At 65.3% G+C, this 22,053-nt stretch carries 16 protein-coding genes; 8 read left to right on the plus strand and 8 right to left on the minus strand.

The window, feature by feature from the left end; translation table 11 throughout:
- Positions 1–206: 206 nt before the first annotated feature.
- Complete coding sequence (locus QX135_RS21635; RefSeq protein ID WP_316234268.1) at positions 207–1,748, plus strand: hypothetical protein; 1,542 nt, start codon at positions 207–209, stop codon at positions 1,746–1,748.
- Positions 1,749–2,353: 605 nt separating this feature from the next.
- Entirely contained in the window at positions 2,354–2,608 is a 255-nt protein-coding gene (locus tag QX135_RS21640; RefSeq protein WP_316234269.1) for a hypothetical protein, read from the plus strand.
- A gap of 42 nt (positions 2,609–2,650) precedes the next feature.
- On the opposite strand, the gene QX135_RS21645 is transcribed toward QX135_RS21640, so the two are convergent.
- The 4 genes from QX135_RS21645 to QX135_RS21660 all read right to left on the minus strand — a co-directional run bounded on the left by QX135_RS21645 (position 2,651) and on the right by QX135_RS21660 (position 9,340).
- On the minus strand, positions 2,651–3,352 hold the full coding sequence (locus tag QX135_RS21645; RefSeq protein ID WP_316234270.1) for a metallophosphoesterase: 702 nt from the start codon (positions 3,350–3,352) through the stop codon (positions 2,651–2,653).
- Positions 3,353–3,484: 132 nt separating this feature from the next.
- Positions 3,485–4,540 (minus strand): PIN domain-containing protein, encoded by a 1,056-nt coding sequence (locus QX135_RS21650; protein ID WP_316234271.1) that lies wholly within the window; start codon positions 4,538–4,540, stop codon positions 3,485–3,487.
- Positions 4,541–4,616: 76 nt separating this feature from the next.
- The gene (locus QX135_RS21655) at positions 4,617–5,399 is read right to left on the minus strand and encodes an ImmA/IrrE family metallo-endopeptidase (RefSeq protein ID WP_316234272.1); all 783 of its coding nucleotides are present in this window, start codon (positions 5,397–5,399) and stop codon (positions 4,617–4,619) included.
- Positions 5,400–5,566: 167 nt separating this feature from the next.
- Positions 5,567–9,340, minus strand: coding sequence for a vitamin B12-dependent ribonucleotide reductase (locus QX135_RS21660; RefSeq protein WP_316234273.1), 3,774 nt, complete (start codon positions 9,338–9,340; stop codon positions 5,567–5,569).
- An 831-nt stretch (positions 9,341–10,171) separates the two neighbouring features.
- Here QX135_RS21660 and QX135_RS21665 point away from each other — a divergent pair.
- The gene (locus tag QX135_RS21665) at positions 10,172–11,065 is read left to right on the plus strand and encodes a DMT family transporter (RefSeq protein ID WP_316180140.1); all 894 of its coding nucleotides are present in this window, start codon (positions 10,172–10,174) and stop codon (positions 11,063–11,065) included.
- 2 nt (positions 11,066–11,067) lie between these two features.
- Here QX135_RS21665 and QX135_RS21670 read toward each other — a convergent pair whose 3' ends face one another.
- The 3 genes from QX135_RS21670 to QX135_RS21680 all read right to left on the minus strand — a co-directional run bounded on the left by QX135_RS21670 (position 11,068) and on the right by QX135_RS21680 (position 16,983).
- The gene (locus QX135_RS21670; protein ID WP_316180138.1) at positions 11,068–13,320 is read right to left on the minus strand and encodes a CHASE3 domain-containing protein; all 2,253 of its coding nucleotides are present in this window, start codon (positions 13,318–13,320) and stop codon (positions 11,068–11,070) included.
- 214 nt (positions 13,321–13,534) lie between these two features.
- Complete coding sequence (locus QX135_RS21675; RefSeq protein WP_315774616.1) at positions 13,535–15,853, minus strand: CHASE3 domain-containing protein; 2,319 nt, start codon at positions 15,851–15,853, stop codon at positions 13,535–13,537.
- Positions 15,854–16,308: 455 nt separating this feature from the next.
- Positions 16,309–16,983: a BA14K family protein gene (locus tag QX135_RS21680; protein ID WP_316180135.1), complete on the minus strand. Its 675-nt coding sequence runs from the start codon at positions 16,981–16,983 to the stop codon at positions 16,309–16,311.
- Positions 16,984–17,145: 162 nt separating this feature from the next.
- Here QX135_RS21680 and QX135_RS21685 point away from each other — a divergent pair, with 162 nt between their 5' ends.
- Positions 17,146–17,556: an NADH:ubiquinone oxidoreductase subunit NDUFA12 gene (locus QX135_RS21685; protein ID WP_315755810.1), complete on the plus strand. Its 411-nt coding sequence runs from the start codon at positions 17,146–17,148 to the stop codon at positions 17,554–17,556.
- 87 nt (positions 17,557–17,643) lie between these two features.
- Here QX135_RS21685 and QX135_RS21690 read toward each other — a convergent pair whose 3' ends face one another.
- Positions 17,644–18,342 (minus strand): DJ-1/PfpI family protein, encoded by a 699-nt coding sequence (locus QX135_RS21690; RefSeq protein ID WP_316180133.1) that lies wholly within the window; start codon positions 18,340–18,342, stop codon positions 17,644–17,646.
- A 172-nt stretch (positions 18,343–18,514) separates the two neighbouring features.
- Between QX135_RS21690 and QX135_RS21695 the strand changes: the two genes are divergently transcribed.
- From QX135_RS21695 to QX135_RS21710, 4 genes are all read left to right on the plus strand, one after another.
- Positions 18,515–19,456 (plus strand): GlxA family transcriptional regulator, encoded by a 942-nt coding sequence (locus QX135_RS21695; RefSeq protein ID WP_316180131.1) that lies wholly within the window; start codon positions 18,515–18,517, stop codon positions 19,454–19,456.
- Between the two features lie 72 nt (positions 19,457–19,528).
- The gene (locus QX135_RS21700; RefSeq protein WP_316180129.1) at positions 19,529–19,858 is read left to right on the plus strand and encodes a hypothetical protein; all 330 of its coding nucleotides are present in this window, start codon (positions 19,529–19,531) and stop codon (positions 19,856–19,858) included.
- A gap of 158 nt (positions 19,859–20,016) precedes the next feature.
- On the plus strand, positions 20,017–20,775 hold the full coding sequence (locus QX135_RS21705) for an SDR family NAD(P)-dependent oxidoreductase (RefSeq protein WP_316180127.1): 759 nt from the start codon (positions 20,017–20,019) through the stop codon (positions 20,773–20,775).
- A gap of 22 nt (positions 20,776–20,797) precedes the next feature.
- Positions 20,798–22,048 (plus strand): FAD-dependent oxidoreductase, encoded by a 1,251-nt coding sequence (locus QX135_RS21710; RefSeq protein WP_316180125.1) that lies wholly within the window; start codon positions 20,798–20,800, stop codon positions 22,046–22,048.
- Positions 22,049–22,053 lie beyond the last annotated feature (5 nt).

The raw sequence follows: 22,053 nt of genomic DNA on the forward strand, positions 1-22,053 counted from the left end.
CCTCCGCCAGTGCGGTCCAAGACGAATGACGGAGACAACGATAGGTTGATTATCTATTTGAGATCGGATCAAATCGGGCTCGCCGAATCCGTGATGCGCGCATCGCGGACAAGATCAGCGTTTCAACCTCCGGCCGGCCGGACGATGGCGTTTTGCCATCTATTCAGCTCCCTGCCTGCTGCATTTCGAATGACCAAGGAGTTTTCATGCGCATCGGCTTTGCACTTTCGACCCTCGCCGTCGTCGTGGGATCGGCGGTTCTCGGCTGGGGGCTGACCGCGCCGCGCACCGCGCACGCGTTCCTGGAGGACATCTGCGTCCCGCGCGTGAAGGGCGGGCTGAGGAATTGTCTCGCGCCGGCCAGCGCGTGCCGCAATCCGGCGGAAGCGCTCAACCGCGGCTGCCTGCTGGAGGCGGTACAGTTCGCCGTCATTCCGCCCGGCCGCAGCATGGTTCATGCCGACTCCACCTATTTCATCGCCCAGGCGCTCGGCTATCGCGCCGACGTGGCCTATTGGATCGCCGCCTACAACGAGAACTCCGACTACGCGCAATATGCGCCGATCGATCAGTGCGGCGGGCAGGCGACATCGACCAATTCGGGCGCCAGCTACATCACCGCCAAGTTCAACGGCTTCCAGCGCACCAACAACACCACCGACGGGCCGCTCTATCATTATCTCCTGAACTTCTCGCCGAACGGGCAGGGCACCGACGTGCACGGCGCCAGCGGCGTGCAGGCGGTGTATCCGTTCCACTATCCGCCGCCCGGCTATCCCGTGACCATCGACAGCGTCTATCAGGGCACGCTGTACGATCTCCGGCAATGGGCCATGAAGGGCGACGAGGCCCCCGGTCTGCTGTGCACCGCCGGATTCACGACGCCGAACGGCTCCTCGAACTTCAGCGGCCCGCAATGCCTGGCGAACGTGCCGATCAGCGGCAACGTGCCGCTGCTGGAGAACTACGCCATCGGACCGGCCATCAACATCACCTCGGGACCGAAGGTGCTCGACAACAGCAACGGCGTCGTCGACTACACCCAGCTCAAGTCCTGGCTGGACGACAAGAGCCGGACCACCGGCGTGCTGTTCGACGACCCCAGGAAGCCGCCGGTGCCGGTGCAGATCGCCCGGATCGGGCTCTATCTGCACTCCTTGCAGGATGCCTCGTCGCACGGCACCTTCTGCGGCGACGACGCGCCGTCGCCGCCGGGCGGCTCGGACGTCGGCAGCTACATGGCCATGAGCTCCGGCAGCGTGAAGCTCGCGTTCGGCACCTATTGCGCCACGGGCCCGCATCTGGCGAGCCACGTCCAGGAGACCGGCACGGGTGACGCCAGCCTGCCGCTGCGCGACTATGTGGCGCTGAACAACACGCTCGACGAGCTGATCCTGTTCGGCAACAATGTCGCCAAGCCGCGCGGCTGGATCGTCAATCCCAGCCTGCTGCCGCCGAACGTCGTCGGGGCTAAGAGCGCCGCCGGCGACAGCGCCGCCGATTTGAAGTCGCGCCTCGTCGGCCGCATCGTGCAGGGCCAGCAATGGTCGCGCGCCGAGGTCTATGCCTCCGGCGTCGTGACACTGCCGCTGCAGCGCACCGACGCCCAGGACAGGCTCAACACCATGAACGCCGCGCTGGGCTCCTATTCGAAGCGGCTGACGAATGCCAACCCTAAGCTGACCCCGCTGCGGCCGATGCCGGGGAATTCGTTCGTGGCGGGCGATACGTCGGTGTGTTTCCGCTAAGTAGCCATGTCGCTTCGCTCATCCGGGCTACGCGCTGATCATCGCGGTGCGTGGAAGAAAACACGCGGCGCCCATGAATGCGCCCTCTCCCCTTGTGGGAGAGGGCGTGTCAGGAAGGTCGGCAAGCTCGGTCGGGTGAGGGGTATGCCTCCACGCGCATCGTTTGCGGAGAGATACCCCTCACCCAACCGAGTCCGTGGACGGGACGGAGATGCCCTCTCCTACAAGGGGAGAGGGCGCTGTATCGCTCAGCGCGACGAGTCGATGGGATGCGCAAAGCGCCGCCGTCGGCGTGCCAACAATGTCACCCGTCCGGGCCGCGGTGGGTCCGACTCCGCAGCGTCGCCGGGCGGTCAAGCACGATCCGCTCATCCGCGCGCGTGGCGCGGTCCGGCGATCAGCACCATCCCTTCTTCCAGTGGCCCGGCGGACAATGATGGCCGCGCCATCCGACCTTTCGGCCGCGACTCCAGCCGAAGGCCCGGTGACCGCCTCCGCGGCCCCAGCCATGACCATGACCATGGCCATGACCGCCTCTCACCTCGATGAGATCAGAAGCGCCGCGATCGACCTGAAGGGGAGCGCGGGGCAACGCGCTGGCAGGCATGACCAGCGCGGTTGAAATCGATGTTGCCAAGATGAAGATCGCTTTGCGCATGGGACTCCTCGGATGTCTGGAAGATGAACTGAGAGGCTTACGGCTTTTCTGTGTCTTCAAGCGAAAGGGGGCCGGGAAGCGGAATCTCGCACCCCGTTCGCGCGCCCACTACTTCCTATGCGTGCTGGAGCCGGTGGTTGTCATGCGCTGGCCAGGCGCGCTTTCGGAATGCCCCGGGCCGGCGGCGGTGTTGCTCTGGTGACCGGGCGCGTACTCCGAAGCGCCGGGCGCCGTCGACGTCTTGCTACGCTGCATCTGTTGACCGGGCGCCTTCTTCGACGCGCCGTGCGAACTTGCGCCGGTCTCTGCGGCGAACACCGGCGAAGCGGCGAACAGAGCCGCCGTCAAAACGATTGCCATACGCATGGACGAACCTCCTTCGTCGTTGGGTTCGTAGCAAACTGCGGCGTGTCGGCGATGGTTCCGGTCCTCCGTGAAATCCCGGGATCGTACAGGAGCGCGGTATGATGTTCGGGCAGGGTTCAAGTGCCTCGGTCTCGCCAAACACGAACATGGAAGTCGGTGCAGGCCGAGCGCCTCCTGCGGCCGAAACCGCAGCCAGGGCTGCTTGTGCCAGGGTGATGCGGCGATGGTCGTTCATCCGGTCGCGGCAGACGGCCATGGTGTGGACCTCGCTGCCGAGGCCGAAGATGGCATAGTCGGTCCATAGCGTGGCGCCCGCAAAGCGCACACCACCGAGCACGACCGCGTCGTTCTCCAGCAGATCCACGCCGAACCGCGCCGCCTCGGCCCGCGCCAGCTTGAGCTCCGTAGGGAGCGTGCGGTGATAATATTCATGGTTGCCCATCACCATGATGATCGGCACGCCCTCCGCCACGATCTCGCGCAGCCGCGCAAACCCGTTCACCACCCCCTCGCAGACATCGCCGGCGACCACGACGACATCGACCCCGGGCAGGGCCTCGATCGGCTTGATGTCGGCCATGTCGGCGTGGAGATCGGAGAAGATGTGGAGGTGCATGGGGGGTAGGGAGGTGGAGCCCAGAGCTCACAGCGTAGGGCGCGTTAGCGAAGCGTAACGCGCCGATCCGGTCAAGCGGAGGATGACAAGTAGCGTCTACCGAAGCGACCGGTAAATATCCAATTCTCTCAACCCAACCTCCATCAACGGGTTAAAATCCAGCAGATCGACTTGAGGGATGCTTGGATTTACTAAGTCAAAAGCCACGAAAATCTCCGCTATAAAAGAAAACTCAACAGACTCAGATTCGAAATATGTGCGCCCGCGTTCATAGCCAAAGCCTGTATAGCTTTCGCCGAAAGACATCTCCAATTCTATGTCCACTCTCGCGTCGAAGTTGATCTCACACGAGAAGCCGCCGCGCCTCTCCGAGAGAACGTTTAGCTCGTAAATTTCGAGGTTCGATATTCCGTACGCCGTGCCCGTTGCGGAGACGTCATGGTGATAAATGCCGCGAAATGGGTTAAGAATAGAGATCGGCTTCCCAATTATCGCGGCAGAAAGTTTCTCTTTCAATGACTGAGCCCGTTTTATAAATGCCAATAGCTCGTCATGAATTTTCTTCGTCACCGTCGCCTTAGAGATAATCTCGCTCACCGTTTCCGAATGAAGAAGAACATCGTCGCAGCAGGCCTTCATATCGGGATCAGCAGATACAACATAAGCTTTGCAAAATTTAGAATTGCACCAGCGTCGAAGTGCGTGGACGACCACGGCGTCCGGAAATTCTGACTTCTTCTTGTTGCTAAAGGGTGGCCGCTGCTGGAAGTAGTCTTCAAAAACAGCATTCACATCAATATCGAGCGGAACTTCGATCGACCTTGATCGGCTGAGGAAGTCATCCAGCAGCTCTTCGAGCCTGTCGTAAGCTTGATCATCAAGCGTGGCCGCAAGCGGATTCGATGGTGCGAGCTGGAGCAGTAAGATTTCATATTTTTTCAGTGCGGACGAGGCATTCGTCAGGTGTTCGCGAAGTTTGTTGCAAATCTCAGCTTTCGTGATTGTTGTTGTCAATAATCGAATGTGGTTAGAGTTCGCTAGCTCCACAAGGCGAGAAAGAGCCTTCGAATTCCAATCAAACTTCTCCCTGACGAATGCCTCTGTATCTAAGAATACAAACTTGGTCTCAAGTTGGGTGCCAGGTTCGATCATGGTCGATTCGCGAAGGCAAAGAATTTCTTTGATTTGTAACTGAAAGCCGGAGGCTAGCTAATCCACCCTGCGCTTGTTACTCGACACCGTCGCCGTCCTGGAAGCGGTCGTAGACGGTGTCGCAGGCTTGGCACATGAATTTATGCCCGACAGGAAATAGCTTTTGCTGACCACAGCAGGAGCAGGGGTCATTTAGAAATGCTATTGGCGCTATGGATGGCTTAGGCGCCAGCGCCGCTCGCGCCTCGTCCGCAATTTTTTGCACCCGCGCAGCAGCGGTAGGCCGCGCCAAATCCTCTTGGACCTGCTCGAAATATATCCTGGCGGCCGTTAAGCTGACACCGGCCTGTACCGAGATTTCCTCCGGCGATGACAGCCGCCGAGCCGTAGCGTCGTTGATGAGAAGTGCTGCGCCGAAGATATTCGCTTGGTGCTCGGCCGACTTGAACTTCGGTATCCACTTAGGAAGCGTATTTCCGGCCAGCCGTCGCGGAAGCGCAGCGCCTAGCATCAGCTTGTCGAGATGGAGCGACGCATGTCCGAGTTCATGGGCGATGGTGAATCTCGCGTAGCCGTCGCCCATGAACGCCTTTTGCCGAATGCGCCGCGGAATCTTTACGAGGATCTTCGTGCCATCGTATGTCGTTAGCCCGGATTCCCCGGACATCTCAGCATCCGCTGCGAGTTCGAGCTTGAACGGCCTTTTGCCTCGTATCGTCCAGAGTTCTGTCGCGGGTTCGAGCGAGAGCGGATCGACGCGATCGGCGTCAGCCCAGCCCAATGCGCGGCGGAGGGTCTTGGCATGCTCGCGGACTTCAAAGTCCCGCAAGGGATCAACGATGTAGTCGTCGGTGGACATAAAAGAAGACCCTGTGTTGCAATCCCCCTTGCGCGACACCACGAGAGCTCGCCGCTGTCGGCAGCAAGCCGAGCAGTCGGGCCGAACGAAGACGACTCAGTTCGGCACGACGGACTCGGGGAGGCCGTGTATCGGCACGTCCGCCCCGAGTCCGACGGTCGACATAATCAGCTACACCCCGTCGTGCTGCCGCATGTATCACACTTCATACAAGTGCCATTCCGGACCAGCGTGAAATTCCCGCACTCCGAGCACATCTCACCTTCGTAGCCCTTGGCCTTGGCTTCGGCGCGGCGTTCGGCCTTGGAGGCGACCTGGGTGTTCGCCGTGCCGGCCTTGCTCCATTGCAGCGCCTCGAGCTTCTCGGTGGGCGAGAGGTCGTGCTGCGGCTCCTGCTTCAGGGCGACGGCGCCGTCGACGGAATCGCCAGCGCGGGCATGGGAGAGGGCGGTGACAGTCACCCCACCCCGATCGGAAGCTGCGCTTCCGATCGACCCTCCCCCTGCAGGGGAGGGTGACGAGGAGCCGCCGCGCATCACGACGAGATTGTCGGTGCGGGAGCGGGTCAGGCCGCGCGACACGTACTTCGCGGCCTGCTGGCTCCCGTCCTCCGACGGCTTGCCTTCGTCGACTCCGCGGCCGAGCGCGTCAAAGTTGCTCTCGGAGGGGTCGACATGGGCGAGGTCGAAGCGCGACATGTAGCTGACGGCGAGCTCGCGGAACACGTAGTCGAGGATCGACGTCGCGTATTTGATCGAGTCGTTGCCCTGCACGGGACCTGCCGGCTCGAAGCGGGTGAAGGTGAAGGCGTCGACATACTCCTCCAGCGGCACGCCGTACTGGAGGCCCAGCGACACCGCGATGGCGAAGTTGTTGATGAAGGAGCGCAGCGCCGCGCCTTCCTTGTGCATGTCGATGAAGATCTCGCCGAGGCGGCCGTCGTCATACTCGCCGGTGCGCAGGTACACTTTGTGGCCGCCGACGACCGCCTTCTGGGTGTAGCCCTTGCGGCGATCCGGCATCTTCTCGCGCTCGCGCATCACGACGATGCGCTCGACCAGCTTCTCGACGATCTTCTCCGAGACCTGCGTGGCGCGCGCGGCAAGCGGCTTCTCGTAGAAGGACTCGACCGCATCGTCCTCGTCCTCATCGTCGGCGATGAGCTGCGAGTTCAGTGGCTGCGACAGCTTCGAGCCGTCGCGGTAGAGCGCGTTGGCCTTCAGCGCGAGCTTCCAGGACAGCAGGTATGCCGCTTTGCAGTCCTCGACCGTGGCGTCGTTCGGCATGTTGATGGTCTTCGAGATCGCGCCCGAGATGAACGGCTGCGCCGCCGCCATCATGCGGATGTGGCTCTCGACCGAGAGATAGCGCTTGCCGATCTTGCCGCAGGGATTGGCGCAGTCGAACACCGCGTAGTGCTCCGCCTTCAGATGCGGGGCGCCCTCGACCGTCATCGCGCCGCAGATGTGCACGTTGGCGGCCTCGATCTCGCGCTTGGTGAAGCCGATCGCCGTGAGCAGGTCGAAGGTGGGGGCGGCGATCGCATCAGTGGTGACGCCGAGCTGCTTGACGATGAAGTCCTCGCCCAGCGTCCACTTGTTGAACACGAACTTGATGTCGAACGCGGTCGGCAGCGCCTTCTCGACCTTGGCGATGGCCTCGTCCGTAAAGCCCTTGGCCTTCAGGGTCGTGGCGTTGACGCCGGGGGCGTTCGACAGCGAGCCGTGACCGACGGCATAGGCCTCGATCTCGGCGATCTCGCTCTCGCGATAGCCGAGCACGCGCAGCGCCGCCGGCACGGCGCGGTTGATGATCTTGAAGTAACCGCCGCCGGCCAGCTTCTTGAACTTCACCAGCGCGAAATCAGGCTCGATGCCGGTGGTGTCGCAATCCATCACCAGGCCGATGGTGCCGGTGGGGGCGACCACGGTGACCTGGGCGTTGCGATAGCCGTTGGTCTCGCCGAGCGTGAGCGCGTCGTCCCAGGCCTGGATGGCGTGGCTGACCAGCGAGACCTGCGGGCAGTGGGCGTGATCGAGCGGCACGGGCGCGACCGAGAGCGCCTCATAGCCGGTCGCCTCGCCGCGCGCGGCCCGGCGATGGTTCTTGATGACGCGCAGCATGTGCGCGGCGTTCTTCTTGTAGCCGGGGAAGGGGCCGAGCTCGCCGGCCATCTCGGCCGAGGTCTTGTACGCAATGCCGGTCATGATCGCCGACAGCGCGCCGCACAGCGCGCGGCCTTCCTTCGAGTCGTAGGGCAGGCCCATGGTCATCAACAGGCCGCCGATATTGGCATAGCCGAGGCCGAGCGTGCGGAACTCGTAGGACAGCTCGGCGATCGCCTTCGACGGGAACTGCGCCATCAGCACGGAGATCTCGAGCACGACCGTCCAGAGCCGGCAGAGATGCTCATAGGCGCCGACGTCGAAGTGCTTCGTTTCCGTGTTGTAGAAGGTCAGCAGGTTGGCCGAAGCCAGGTTGCACGCCGTGTCGTCCAGGAACATGTATTCCGAGCACGGATTGGACGCGCGGATGTCGCCGGACGCCTTGCAGGTGTGCCAGTCGTTCATTGTGGTGTTGAAGTGCAGGCCGGGATCGGCGCTCGCCCAGGCGGCGTGGCCGATCTTCTCCCAGAGGTCCCTGGCCTTCAGCGTCTTGACGACCTTCTTGTTGGTGCGGCCGATCAAATTCCAGTCGCCGTCGGTCTCGACCGCGCGCAGGAAGTCGTCCTTCAGCGACACCGAGTTGTTGGAGTTCTGGCCGGACACCGTGAGATAGGCTTCCGAGTCCCAGTCCGTATCGTAGATCGGGAAGTCGATGTCCTTGTAGCCCTGCTTGGCGAACTGGATGACCCGCTTGATGTAGTTGTCGGGCACCAGCGCGCGGCGCGCGAGCTTGATCTCGCGGCGCAGCGCAGGGTTCTTCTCGGGATCGAAGCAGTCGTCGCCGGAGCCTTCGCAATTGACGCAGGCCTTCATCACGGCCTTGAGGTGCTTCTGGTTGATCTTGGAGCCGGTGACCAGCGCGGCGACCTTCTGCTCCTCCTTCACCTTCCAGTCGATATAGGCCTCGATGTCCGGATGGTCGGCGTCGACCACGACCATCTTGGCGGCGCGGCGGGTGGTGCCGCCCGACTTGATGGCGCCGGCGGCGCGGTCGCCGATCTTGAGGAAGCTCATCAGGCCGGACGAGCGGCCGCCGCCCGACAGCCGCTCGCCTTCGCCGCGCAGCCGCGAGAAGTTGGAGCCGGTGCCGGAGCCGTATTTGAACAGGCGCGCCTCGCGCACCCACAGGTCCATGATGCCGCCGTCATTGACGAGGTCGTCCTCGACGCCCTGGATGAAGCAGGCGTGCGGCTGCGGATGCTCGTAGGACGATTTCGACTTGGTCAGCTTGCCGGTCTTGTAGTCGACGTAATAGTGGCCCTGGCCGGGGCCGTCGATGCCGTAGGCCCAATGGAGGCCGGTGTTGAACCATTGCGGCGAGTTCGGCGCGACCATCTGCTTGGCCAGCATGAAGCGCAGCTCGTCGTAGAACGCCACCGCATCCTCCTCCGACGAGAAGTAGTTGCCCTTCCAGCCCCAATAGGTCCAGCAGCCGGCGAGGCGGTCGAACACCTGCTTGGCGGAGCGCTCGCTGCCGTAGCGCTCGTTCTCAGGCAGCGCAGCCAGCGCCTCGGTGTCCGGCACCGAGCGCCACAGCCAGGACGGCACGGTCTCTTCCTCGACCTTCTTCAGGCGTGCGGCGACGCCCGCCTTGCGGAAATACTTCTGCGCCAGCACGTCGGAGGCGACCTGCGACCAGAACTCGGGCACCTCGACATTCTCGAGCCGGAACACCACGGAGCCATCCGGATTCTTGATCTCGGACGTGGTCAGGCGGAAGTCGATCCCCGCATAGGGCGACTGTCCTTCGGTGGTGTTGCGCCGTTCAATCCGCATCGCGAGCCCCAATAGTTCTTGCCGGACCGCGCTTGGCGGCCGGGATCATTGCATCCAAGGGCGACGGCTGGAAGTCCCCGGACGCTGCCGGAAAATTCGTCTGCCGCCGCAGTTCAACCGGTTGCCCGGTCCGCATCTGTTCAGCCTCGAAGGCGAAGGCCTTGCGCCGTTGACCGGCGTCTCGCCCCGTCTTTCCTCGCCGGCCCGTGCAGCCCGTCCGCTGCCCGCGCCGACGTCTCAACGCATCACGCTCTCAACGCATCACGCCCGCCATCCGGCTCCGTCATCACCGCAGGGGAGCCCCCATATCTAGTGGGGTTCCCTTAAGGGGACACCGGCTGCCACCGTCCCAGCCTGGGACAGACGAGGCCCCGCACGCCGGGCCGACTGGCCAAAGAGCGTGATTGTCCTCGAACCCTTCTGGGAAGCGGCCGGCCAGACCCGAAACTGACTGTGCGCCGAACCGGGCCGGAAGCTAGGACGACTCCGCTTCCCACGTCAAGAACTAGTGGGGGTTCCCTAACCAAACACTAAATATGGGGGAAAGTACGGGAAAACCAGGGCGCGTGCCGGTACCGTGATGGCCGTAACTATCGGCGAGTCCTCGCGGATTCGAAACCGAAAAAATTTGCCCGGAGCGCTGTCCACAGGGCTTCGTCCCGCTGTTCACAGGGGCAGATTTATTCGCGTGCGGACGACGTGTTTTGCTTGCATCGGCGGGACTCACGGGCGCCTACGGAGCGCTCGCGGGGCAGGCATGCCCCACAATCCCTGGTGTGGCCGGAAAAGCGCCGGCAAGCTCATCGTCCAACGGACGGTGCCGGTGATTCCATGACAGACAAGCCAGTGGCCAGCGGGCGGATCACGCCCGCCGGGCTGATGTTCCTCGCCATCACCTCGCTTGGCTGGGGCTTCAACTGGCCGGTCACCAAGCACCTGGTCGGCGTGCTGCCGCCCTTGACCCTGCGCGGCACCACCGGGGTGGTCGGCGCGCTGCTGTTGGCGCTGCTGGCCGTCATCCGCAGCCAGAGCCTTGACGTGCCGCGCGAGGTCTGGCCGCGGCTCATCCTGGCCGGGATGCTCAACGTCACCGCCTGGATGGTGCTGATGGGGCTGGCGCTGCTGTGGCTGCCGGCGAGCGAGGCGGCGCTGATCGCCTACACCGTGCCGGTGTGGGCCTCGCTGCTGGCGTGGCCGATCCTGGGCGAGCGGCCGACGTTCTTGCGCGTGCTCGCGCTGGTGCTGGCCTTCGCGGGGCTGGCCTCGATCATGGGCAGCAACGGGCTCACCGCCAGCCGCGACAAGCTGCCGGGCATCCTGATGGTGCTCGGCGGCGCGTTCGGCTTCGCGCTCGGCACGGTCATGGCCAAGAAGCTCCCGATCAGGCTGCCGCCGCTGTCGGCGGCGGCCTGGCAGATCGGCATCGGCTGCGTGCCGATCGTGATCGTCGGATTCGCGGTCGAGCACTCCGACTGGACGAAGCTCGACCAGCTCGACTGGGCGCTGATGTTCTATTCCACCGTGATCCAGTTCTGCGTCGCCTATGTCGCGTGGTTCGCGGCGCTGTCGCGGCTGCCGGCTTCCGTCGCGGCGATCGGCACCATGGCGGTGCCGGTGATCGGAGTCTTGGCCTCCGCGATCGCGCTGCGCGAGCCGCTCGGGGCAGGGCAGGTGGCCGCGTTGGCCTTCACGCTGGCTGCGGTGGCGATGGCGACCCGCGGCTAGCGTCAGCCGCCCGCCGGCCTGCCGTCCAGCGCGTGCCGCACCATCTGCGCGAGCTCGGCGCGGCGATAGGGCTTGGTCAGCAGCAGCGCGTCCGGCACAAGCTGCCGGTTCTCGGCGATCGCATCGTCGGTATAGCCGGAGGTGTAGAGCACCCGGAGCGCGGGGCGCGTCGTCATCATGGTTTCGGCCAGCTGCCGGCCGCTGATGCCGCCGGGCATGATGACGTCGGTGAACAGCAGGTCGAAGGGCTGGCTCTGCGCGGCGATGGCCAGCGCCTCCGTGGCCTGCGAGGCGACGAGGGTGGTGTAGCCGAGGCCCTGCAACTGGGCGAGCACGAAGTCGCGCACCAGCGGATCGTCCTCGACCACCAGGATCGTCTCGCGGCCATGCGGCAGCGCCTGCTCGTGCTCCGGCTCGATCTGCTGCACCGCCTGAGCCGCCGGCAGATAGAGCCGGATCGTCGTGCCGCGGTTCTGCTCGCTCTGAAGCTTGAGGTGGCCGCCGGACTGCCTGACGAAGCCATAGACCATGCTGAGGCCGAGACCGGAGCCCTTGCCGGCATCCTTGGTGGTGAAGAACGGCTCGAAGGCGCGGTCCTTCACCTCCCGCGGCATGCCGCTGCCGGTGTCGCTGACCGCGACCATGACGTAGGAGCCGGGCACGATGCCGGGATTGGCGGCTGCGTCGGCCTCGTCGAGCGCGGTCTTCATCGTCTCCAGGCGCAGCCTGCCGCCGTCGGGCATCGCATCGCGCGCGTTGATCGCCATGTTGACCAGCGCGTTCGCGAGCTGCGCGGAATCGACATGAGCGATGAGATCCTCGTCGGCGAGAACGGTCCTGATCTCGACCTGCTCGCCGAGGGTCGGCCGCAGCAGCTTGGCGATGTCCTCCACCGTGGCGTTGACGTCGATGTCGCGCGGACGTAGCGGCTGCTTGCGGGCGAAGGCGAGCAGATGCCGGATGAGCTCGGTGCAGCGATCGGTGGCTCTGCCGATCAGGGCCGCGAACTCGGCCGCCGCCGGCCGGTCCTGCACCGCGTCGATCAGGACCTCGATCGACCCGGTGATGATCGTCAGCATGTTGTTGAAGTCGTGCGCGACGCCGCCGGTGAGCTTGCCGATGGCATCGAGCTTCTGCGCCTGCTGCAGCAGGCGCTCGGTCTCATGCACGTCGGTGACGTCTTGATACACCAGCGCCGCGCCGCTGATCGCGCCTGCGGAATTGCGCAGCGGCCGCCCGCTGACCATCAGGCGAAACTGCGGCCGGCCGTCGGTCGGCTTGACCACGACCTCGCGGCGGTCGAACGACAGCCCGCGCAAGGCGCACGCGATCGGGAGCTCCTCGTCGACGATGCGGGTGACGGCGTCGCTCTCGTAGAACTCGTTTGCCGCCAGCATCTCGACGAAGGTCTCGCCCACATTCGTTCCCAAGAAACGTCCCACCGCCTGGTTCGACAGCATGATCGTGCCTTCGGGATCGACGACGAGGACGCCCTCGGCCATGCTGTTGAAGGTGTTTGTGAGAATGGCGGAGAAGCGGCGCAGCCCGTCATAGGCGGCGGCGAGATCGCCGCGCTGCTGCACGGCCTGGGCTTCCAGCGAGGTCGCGGTCTCCTGCGACCGGGTGAGGGACGAGCGCAGTGCCCGGTCGGAAAGTTGAGCGCGCCGGACGAGATAGGCCGACATCAGGAGCAGCAGGCCGACGCCGGCGAGGTCGATCGCCAGCAGCCAGGATCCGGTCCGTCGCGAGATCGTGGCGCGGTCCGCCAGCAGCCGGCGCTCGTCGTCGGTGAAGGCGTCGAGCGCCTGGTTGATCGTCGTCATCGCCGCCGGACCGGCCGCGCTCGCCGCCGCCGCCTGCAGGCCGTCGCGATCGTTCGCCGCGTGACGACGGATCAACTCGCCGGCAAGCTGGATGCGCCGCTGCACGATGCCGTCAATCGATCGCAGCCGCTCGCGCTGCGAGGAATTATCCCGGACGAGCCCCTGCAGGTCCGCCCAGGCCGCAGGGATAAGTCCGCTCGTCTCCCGAAGCTCGGTGATGAACCGGTCGGCTCCGGACAGTGCGAAGCCGCGCGAGGCCGCTTCTGCCTGCCGCAGCAGGACGCGGAGTTCGGAGGATTTCTCCAGCACCTCCATCGTGTGCTCGACCAGGGCGGTGTCGTTGCGCGCCTTGATGTCCAGCCCCGTCGACGCGGCGCCGATCGCGAGCAGAGTTCCAAGGCCGAGCCTGATGACCACGCGCCGGCGGATCATCGGTGGCTTCCAATGGCGCGGGATGCGCTCGGTCGATCAAGCAGCATCGTGACTATGACTTGCCCTATCGTGTATGGCGAATAGTTCGGTCAGCCAATGTCGTGAGTTGTAAGCAGCGCGTCGCGTCCTGCCAATTGCATGGGGTAGGTTTCCATCGGAATTTGTGGCGCCGAGCTCCGTGATGATTGCAGTTCCAATCCGCGCGATGGTCAAGTCAGGAGAAGTGAGCGCGCGTCGGCGCGTCCTCGGAAAAGGCGTTCTCGGCCAAGGCATCATCGGCCAAGGCGTCCGCGGCGGCGCCGGCCAGCGCGAGCCGCACCATCTTGGCGAGCTCCGACTTGCGATAGGGCTTGGTGAGCAGCAGCGCCGCCTGGTCGAGGCGGCCGTGCTCGACCATCGCATTGTCGGTATAGCCGGACGTGTACAGCACCTTGGTGCCGGGCCGCTGCCGCAGCGCCTCCTCGGCGAGCTCCTTGCCGTTGACGCCGCCGGGCATGATGACGTCGGTGAAGAGGAGATCGAAGCTTTGGCCGGAGTCGATCTTGGCCAGCGCCTCGACCCCGGTCGATGCGGTGATGGTCTTGTAGCCGAGGCTCTGCAACTGCGTGACGACGAAATCCTGCACCAGTGGATCGTCCTCGACGATGAAGATCGTCTCCTCGCCGCGCGGCGGCGGCGGCTCGGGCGGAGCGGGGCTCGCAGCCTGTCCCTTGGGTGTGGGGATGTAGAGCCGGATCGTGGTGCCCCGTCCTTCCTCGCTGTAGATCTTGATGTGGCCGCCGGATTGCTTGACGAAGCCGTAGACCATGCTGAGGCCGAGGCCGGAGCCCTTGCTGGCTTCCTTCGTCGTGAAGAAGGGCTCGAAGGCGCGGTCGCGGACCTCCGGCGACATGCCAGTACCCGTGTCGCTGACGGCGACCATGACATAGGATCCGGGCGTCACGCCGGCGTTGGCTGAGGCATAGGCCTCATCGAGCTCCACCCGGCGCGATTCCAGCAGCAGCTTGCCGCCATTGGGCATCGCGTCGCGGGCGTTGATCGCCATGTTGACCAGCGAGTTGGCGAGCTGCGCCGAGTCGATATGCGTGATCAGCGTCTCCTCTTCGAGGATCGAGTTGATCTCGATCTGCTCGCCAAGCGTCGGACGCAGCAGCTTTGCGATGTCGAGGATCGTGCTGTTGACGTCGCTGTCGCGCGGATGCAGTGGCTGCTTGCGGGCGAAGGCGAGCAGATGCCGGATCAGCTCGGTGCAGCGGTCTGCCGCCTGTCCGATCAGCGCGGCGGTCGCCGCGGCGGCGGGGCGGTCTTTCACCTCGTCGGCCAGCGTCTCGATGGTGCCGGTAATGATCGTCAGCATGTTGTTGAAGTCGTGTGCGACGCCGCCGGTGAGCTTGCCGATTGCATCCAGCTTCTGCGCCTGCTGCAGCAGCCGCTCGGTCTCGTGCGCCGTAGTGATGTCGTGATAGACCATCGCCGCGCCGGTAATGCCGCCGGCGGCGTCGCGCAGCGGGCGGCCGGAGATCATCAGCCGCAGCGTCTCGTCCCGGTCGGGCCGGTAGACGATCAGCTCGCGGCGGTCGAAGCTCTCGCCCCGCAAGGCTCGCGGCGTCGGCAGGTCGTGCGCGGCGACCGGCGTCACGCCGTCGCTTTCGTAGACGCGGAGGTGCGCGCGGACGTCGGTCAGATTCTTTCCCGGGCTGTAGCCGAGCAGATGTTCGACCGCGGGGTTCGAGAATACCACGGTGTCCGCGGCATCGATGACGAGCACGCCCTCTGCCATGCTGTTGAACGTGCTCTGCAGGATGTCGGCGGAATGGCGCAGCCTCTCATGGGCGGCGATCAGGTCGAGATGCTGCTGCTCGGCCTTTTCCGCCAGCGAGATGGCCTCGGCTTCGGAGCGGACCAGGGACGCGCGCAGCGCACGATCGTGCAGATACGTCCGCCGGATGAGGTAGAAGGCGATGATCAGCAGCAGCGCGAGGCCGCACAGGTCGATCGTGAGCAGCAGCGATCCGGTGGCCTTCGACGTCATCGAACGCTGCGTCAGCAGCTTGCGCTGATCGGCAACGAAACGGTCGAGATGGGCCGTGATCTCGCTCATGGTCGCCGGGCCTTCGGCGCGGCTTCTGAGCGCTTCGAGCCCCGCACGATCCGAGGCGGCGCGCAACCGGATCAGCTCCGCAGCGAGCTCGACCCTGCGGGCAATCAGGGCTTCGGTCTCGGTCAGAAGCTCCAGCGGTTCGGGATTGTCGGCCACGGCGCGCCGCAGCTCGGCCATGGCGACCGGGATTCTCGTGCTGACATCGGCAAACTCCGTCCTGAACTGATCGTCAGCGATGAGCGCGTAGCCGCGAGAGGTCGCTTCCGCTTCGCGGAGCAGCAGGCGCAGATCGGAGGTCTTCTGCAGGATGTCGAGCGAGGAATTCACCCAGGCCGCGTCGTGGCGCGACTTGATGTCGAGCGCCGTGGACGCAGCGCCGATCGCCAGCAGCGTTCCAAGACCGAGCCCCAATGCGAGGCGCTGATAGGTCATCTGCGTTTCTCAATCATCGACATGTCCGCCAGCTGGGCCGGGGATCACCGCGGCCGGCCACATGCATCCGAGTTGCGATGCAGCTGCGTCCAAGCAGTGAAGATATGTCGGCAAGGCGCGCCTCCTTGTTCGAAGTTCCTGGCGCGTCCGCGGGTGGCAGGCCCAAGCCGTTCACCCGCGGCGTTTGCACTGCGCGAGTCCCGCGAAAATCCATGTGCCCATCGAGAGATATCAATCCAGCCTGCGAAACGGCCCGTACGGGCAGAATCACGAGCTCAAACGATATTGGACCGGAACGGGCGGATCATCTGCATGTCGCGGGGCACATTTTGGAATATGGGCGAAAATCAGCCTGCAACGTGGCGCTTCAGACACAGAACAAACAACAATGCGGCGCGAAAAAGGCGGCGAGCATGGCCTCGCCGCCTTATTGTCGCAGCTACTACGTCAGACTCTTACGGGCATGGATGGCGAAAACCGTCATAGCCGAGATAGGTTCCCGAAGCCGGATCATACGAGCGGTACCGGCGTGCGCAATAGCTCGGGTCGACGCCTTCGGTTCCGATGACGGCGACAGGCGCGGAGTCGTCATAGTACGAGTAGTCGGAGTAATAGCCGGGCCCGTAATAATACGGATCATTGTAGTAGGCATAGCTGCTACCCAATCCGATCCCGACGCCAACGCCGACACCCGGCCAGAAGCCGCCGCCGCGGCGATGCCAGCCGCCACGGTGACCGCCCTGCCAGCCGCCGCCACTCCAATTGCCGCCGCTCCAGTTGCCGCGGCCGCCACCAGTGTTGACGGCGACGTTGGCGCCGGCCGCCGGGCCGCGACCCGCCAGGGCTGCGCCGCCAACGGCTGCGCGTCCGGCGAAGCTGCCGCCGCTCATGCCGCCGCCACCCGGGCCGGCCGCAAAGCCGCCGCGTCCGCCGGCGCCGATCGCGCCGCCGCCGCCACCACCGATAGCCGCGCCACCGCCACCGCCCCCGCCACCGCCGATGGCGGCACCACCACCGCCCGGACCACGACCGCCGCCGCCGGGACCCTGGGCAAAGCTCGTCGTCGCTGCCGCCAGCGGCAGAATCAGCGCCACTGCCGCCGCAGTGCTCCATGTCTTCAGTCTGGTCATCGCTATCGCTCCATCAGGGGAAAATGACCTAACCGCAGGCCGCGGATGTCGTTCCCCGCCGCGAACCGATACATCGTCGCGGGCGGAGGCGGTGCAACACTGGACAAGATGCGGGCGGGGTGGCATCAGAGCCGGGACCTTCACAGAACCGGCCCCAAGCCCATGAAACAGTTCTTTCTCAAGCTCTTCACGTGGTGGAACGGCCAGACTTTCGGCACGCAATTGTGGACCTGGCGGTTCGGCGAGCTCGTGGGGCAGGATGCACAAGGCAACCGCTATTACCGGACCGCCGGCGGCAAGATCGATCCGGTGCTGCATTTCGAGCGCAGGTGGGTGATCTACAACGGCCTGGCCGAAGCCAGCCGCATTCCGCCCGAATGGCACGCCTGGATGCATCACATGGTCGACGTGCCGCCGACTCAGGACGGCTACAAGCCGCGCGAGTGGGAAAAGCCGCATCAGCCGAACCTGACGGGGACTGCTCTGGCGTATCGCCCGGCCGGCTCGACCTTGGCCAGCGGTCGCAGGCCAAAGGCCACCGGTGATTATCAGCCTTGGACTCCTGGCAGCTGATTCGATTTCGCTCAAGATGATCCGATCGGAAGATGCCGCCCCAGCTCCGGGCGGCCTCTTTGCTTTCGGGAGCCTGCCAAGCCTGCGCTACGTCGGGTTGGTCCTGAGGGCGGCCGCCGCATGCTCCGCCGCCGCGATCCGCCGCCTCCGGGACGGTGCGATCCGCTCCAGCATGCGTGACACCACTTCGGGCGGTGCCGTGTCGGGGGAACCGGCGGTGAAAGGGGGCGCCGGATTGTATTCGAGCCTGAGCTGGATCGCCTCCGCCGTCTGACGATCGACCAACTGCGCCACCAGGGTCAGCGCGAAGTCGATGCCGGCCGTGACGCCGCCGCCGGTGATCCGGTTGCGGTCGATGCAGACGCGCTCGGTGCTGACGGTCGCGCCGAACAGCGGCAGGCACTCGCGCGCGCTCCAATGGGTCGCCGCGCGATAGCCATCCAGCAGGCCGGCGGCGCCGAGCGCGAGCGAGCCTGTGCAGACCGACGTGACGTACCTGGCCCCTTCGGCCTGGCGGCGGATGAAGCCGATGACCTCGTCGTCATCGAGGATGGCGTCGACGCCGAAGCCGCCGGGAACGCAGATGACGTCCGCCTGCGGACAGTCGGCGAAGGTTGTGGTCGGCATCAGAGTGAGAACCGAGTCTGTCGGAATGGGTTCGATCCTCTTCCACGCCAGATGCAGCGTCGCGCCGGGCACGCTGGAGAACACCTGAACTGGACCGGTGAGATCGAGCTGGGTCAGATGTGGAAACAGGACGAGAGCGATCGAGAGCGGTTGGGCCATGGCGGTGCTCGCAGGGTCTGGTGCTTGACGGCCGTCATTCTGCATGGTCCGCTGGATGGCTGATATGCCAAGGTTCCCTCGTTTCCGGACAGACTTGGATTTCACACCTGGGATCGCGGACTTGGGATCTCAGACTTGGGACCTCAGACTTGGGTTCACGGAGCAATCCACCATGATCGGCGTGCTCATCTATCCCGATTTTCAGTTGCTCGACGCCGCCGGGCCGATCTCGGTGTTCGAGATCGCTTCGCGCTATGCGCGCGCCGCGCCATCGATCAGGGTCGTCGCTGCCACGCCCGGACCCGTGCGGTCGTCGTCGGGGGCCGAGATGTTGGCGCGCAAATTCGGTCCGGTGTCGGCGCTGACCACGCTGCTGATCGCCGGCGGCGAGGGCGTCGAAGCGGCGAGCCGCAACGCATGCACGCTGAACTTCGTCCGTAAGGTCGGGCAGCGCGGCACCCGTCTTGCCAGCATCTGCTCCGGCGCCTTCATGCTGGCCGAAGCGGGCCTGCTGGACGGGCGGCGCGCGACGACGCATTGGCAGCGCACGCGGCAGTTCCTGCGCGCCTACCCTCATGTGAAGCTCGAGCCTGACAGCATCTATGTCCGCGACGGCAATGTCTGGAGCTCGGCTGGGATCACTGCCGGCATCGATCTCGCGCTTGCCATGGTCGCCGACGATCACGGTGAGGAGATCGCGCAGAAGACCGCACGGCAGCTCGTGCTATATCATCGCCGCAGCGGCGGGCAGTCGCAGTTCTCCTCGCTGCTGGAGCTGAAGGCGCCGAGCGGCCGTTTTGCGGATCTGCTCACCTGGGCGCGGGAGCACCTCGATGCCCCGCTGACCGTCGACGATCTCGCCGAGCGTGCCGGCATGAGCACGCGGCATTTCACCCGCGCCTTCGTCGCCGAGACCGGCACCACGCCGTCGAAGGCGATCGAGCGTCTGCGGCTGGAAGTGGCGCGCGATCGGGTGCAGGCCTCGCATCAGCCGATCGAGCTAGTGGCGGAAGCGACCGGCTTTCGCGATCCTGAGCGGATGCGTCGCGCCTTCATTCGCGCCTTCGGCCAGCCGCCGCAGGCCCTGCGGCGCGCGGCACGCGTCACCACCTGACCTGCATCAGCGGACGAGGAGCCGCGGGCAGAGATCCTCGTCGGCAATTGAAGCAATTTAAAGTTGTACAGAATGCAGGAAGCGCTCATAGTGAGCGCATTGCCACTGTTCATGGAGGATACGATGCGCGTATTGCTTTACCTGATTTTATTCGTTGCTGCCGTGGTCGGCGGTCTCGACAGCGCTTTTGCGGCGAAGGCCGAACTCACCGGAATGTGCGTCTGCAAGAAGGGCGGCAGCGTGCTGAGCACCTATAGCGAGACGCAATGTGTGAAGAACGATCATGCGGGCTGCACGTCGGTGAAGGTGGCCTGCGTGAACGCCAATGCCGCCGCATGCCGCACGGCCGGCGGCACGATCTCCCAGTCGACCAAGACGTGCAGCGTCGGCGCCAAATGCTGAGCAACTGATTTTATCAGCTTCGCTCGGACGGTTCCGAACGTCTGAGGTAACAGGCAGTCCCGCGCGGCGGACATCGGCGCATGTCCGTCCGCGTGTTGGCATCGGCAGGTCCGGGACCTATAGTCCGCCCCGCGAAACGAGGGGCAGACCAGGGCGCGATGCGTGTCACCATCATCACCGGCAGCGGGGCCGGCATCGGCGCTGCCGTGGCGCGCCGCCTGGCCGCGCCGGGGCAGGCCGTGATGCTGCACGGGCAGGGGGCTGACGAACCGGGTCTCGCGCGTCTGCGGGACGTCGCCGCCGCGTGCCGGGAGGCCGGCGCCGAAGCCGAGTTTCATTGCGGTGACCTGGCCAGGCAGGGCGTTGCCACCGGTTTGGCGGCTGCGGCACGAACGCGTTTTGGCCGGATCGACGCGGTGGTGCATGCCGCCGGCTTTGCCGACCGCCGCAGCTTTCGCGATCTGCCGCGCGACGGGCTCGACCGCTCACTCGCAGTGATGCCGGCGGCCTTTCATGAGCTTGCCAGCGCCGCGCTCCCCGACCTCGTGCAGAGCACCCATGCGCGCGTGGTCGCGATCTCCAGCTTCGTCGCGCACCGCTTCGTGCCGGGCGGCACCTTCCCGGCCTCGGCCGCCGCCAAGGCGGCGCTGGAGGCGCTGGTGAAATGCCTGGCCATCGAGCTGGCTGCGTGCGGCGGCACGGCGAATGTCGTCGTGCCCGGCTATACGCGCAAGGATGCGGGACGGCTCGGCTCGCTCGATCCGGCCGCGTGGCAGACGGCGGCGTCTGCCAATCCGCAACAGCGCCTCGCCGAGCCCGACGACATCGCCGCGGCTGTCGCCTTCTTGCTGTCGAAAGATGCCGGCCACGTCACCGGCGCGGTGCTGCCGGTCGATGGCGGCCTGACCCTGATGTAAACGGCGGATGGATCGAGAGACGATGGAGCGTGTGCAGCAGACAGCCGACGTGGTCGTGCTGGGAGCGGGGATCGTCGGCGTCTCCTCCGCCTACGCCATCCGGGAGCGTGGGTTCTCGGTGGTGCTGGTCGACCGCAAGGCGCCGGGCGAGGAGACATCGTATGGCAATGCCGGCATTCTCTCCTCCGGCTCGATCCTGCCGCTCAACAAGCCCTCGCTGTTCTCGGCGTTGCCGTCCTATCTCCGCAATCGGAGCGCGGCCGTGCGCTGGGATCCATCGTGGACTCTGCGCAACCTCGAATGGGTGCTGCGCTTCCTCGCCAATGCCGTCGAGTCCCGCGTCAAGCCGCGCGCGACCGCGCTGCATGGCCTGATCGGCGCGTCGCTGACGCTGCATCGCGACTGGATCGTCCGATCTGGCGAGCCGCAGCGCATCCGCGAGACCGGCTGGCTGAAGGCGTGGCGCAGCGATGCGATCGCAGCCGCCAAGGCCGAGCAGGCGTTCCTGGCCGAATACGGCATCAAGAGCGAGCTGCTCGACCGCCAGGGCATTTCGGCGCTCGAGCCGAATTTGCTGCCGGTCTACAAGGTCGGCCTGCTTCATAGCCAGACGGCGTCGGTCGATTCTCCCGGCAACGTCACCAAGGCCTATGCGCGCATGTTCGAGGGCACGGGCGGCGTGCTGCGGCAGTCCGAGATCAGGGCGGTGCTGTCCGACGGTGACGGCTGGCGTGTCGTGCTCGGCGACGGCGAGATTCGCGCCCGCCAGGTCGTGGTCGCGCTCGGGCCGTGGTCGCCGGACATTCTCAGGTCGCTCGGCTACCGCGTGCCGATGGCGTTCGAGCGCGGCTATCACCAGGAGTTCACACCCAATCCGGCGCGCATGCTGCACCGTCCGATCCACGACGCCGAGGGCAGTTTCCTGATGACGCCGATGGAGAACGGCGTGCGCGTCACCTCCGGCGTCGAGCTGACCGATCGAGATGCGCCGTCGAATTTCGCCCAGCTCGAGCAGGTGGTGCCGCTGGCGCGCGGCGTGGTCGAGTTCGGCGAGGCCGTGGCCCAGCCCTGGCGCGGCGCGCGGCCGACCTTGCCGGATTCGCTGCCGATGATCGGGCCGGCGCCGCGCCATTCCGGCCTGTGGCTTGCATTCGGCAATCAGCACATCGGCTTCACCACGGGGCCGGCCACGGGCGCGGCGATCGCCGCGATGATCGCGGGCGAGGCGCCGCCGTTCGACGCCTCCGCCTTTGCTCCGAGCCGGTATCTGTGAGGGGC

The sequence above is a fragment of the Bradyrhizobium sp. SZCCHNR1098 genome, assembly GCF_032489375.1.
Classification (GTDB): Bacteria; Pseudomonadota; Alphaproteobacteria; order Rhizobiales; family Xanthobacteraceae; genus Bradyrhizobium.

Excerpts from the sequence above, each read along its gene's own strand:
- QX135_RS21635 (WP_316234268.1), top strand. The coding sequence starts at position 207 with ATGCGCATCGGCTTTGCACTTTCGACCCTCGCCGTCGTCGTGGGATCG.
- QX135_RS21640 (WP_316234269.1), top strand. The coding sequence starts at position 2,354 with ATGACCAGCGCGGTTGAAATCGATGTTGCCAAGATGAAGATCGCTTTG.
- QX135_RS21645 (WP_316234270.1), bottom strand. The coding sequence starts at position 3,352 with ATGGCCGACATCAAGCCGATCGAGGCCCTGCCCGGGGTCGATGTCGTC.
- QX135_RS21650 (WP_316234271.1), bottom strand. The coding sequence starts at position 4,540 with ATGATCGAACCTGGCACCCAACTTGAGACCAAGTTTGTATTCTTAGAT.
- QX135_RS21655 (WP_316234272.1), bottom strand. The coding sequence starts at position 5,399 with ATGTCCACCGACGACTACATCGTTGATCCCTTGCGGGACTTTGAAGTC.
- QX135_RS21660 (WP_316234273.1), bottom strand. The coding sequence starts at position 9,340 with ATGCGGATTGAACGGCGCAACACCACCGAAGGACAGTCGCCCTATGCG.
- QX135_RS21665 (WP_316180140.1), top strand. The coding sequence starts at position 10,172 with ATGACAGACAAGCCAGTGGCCAGCGGGCGGATCACGCCCGCCGGGCTG.
- QX135_RS21670 (WP_316180138.1), bottom strand. The coding sequence starts at position 13,320 with ATGATCCGCCGGCGCGTGGTCATCAGGCTCGGCCTTGGAACTCTGCTC.
- QX135_RS21675 (WP_315774616.1), bottom strand. The coding sequence starts at position 15,853 with ATGACCTATCAGCGCCTCGCATTGGGGCTCGGTCTTGGAACGCTGCTG.
- QX135_RS21680 (WP_316180135.1), bottom strand. The coding sequence starts at position 16,983 with ATGACCAGACTGAAGACATGGAGCACTGCGGCGGCAGTGGCGCTGATT.
- QX135_RS21685 (WP_315755810.1), top strand. The coding sequence starts at position 17,146 with ATGAAACAGTTCTTTCTCAAGCTCTTCACGTGGTGGAACGGCCAGACT.
- QX135_RS21690 (WP_316180133.1), bottom strand. The coding sequence starts at position 18,342 with ATGGCCCAACCGCTCTCGATCGCTCTCGTCCTGTTTCCACATCTGACC.
- QX135_RS21695 (WP_316180131.1), top strand. The coding sequence starts at position 18,515 with ATGATCGGCGTGCTCATCTATCCCGATTTTCAGTTGCTCGACGCCGCC.
- QX135_RS21700 (WP_316180129.1), top strand. The coding sequence starts at position 19,529 with ATGCAGGAAGCGCTCATAGTGAGCGCATTGCCACTGTTCATGGAGGAT.
- QX135_RS21705 (WP_316180127.1), top strand. The coding sequence starts at position 20,017 with ATGCGTGTCACCATCATCACCGGCAGCGGGGCCGGCATCGGCGCTGCC.
- QX135_RS21710 (WP_316180125.1), top strand. The coding sequence starts at position 20,798 with ATGGAGCGTGTGCAGCAGACAGCCGACGTGGTCGTGCTGGGAGCGGGG.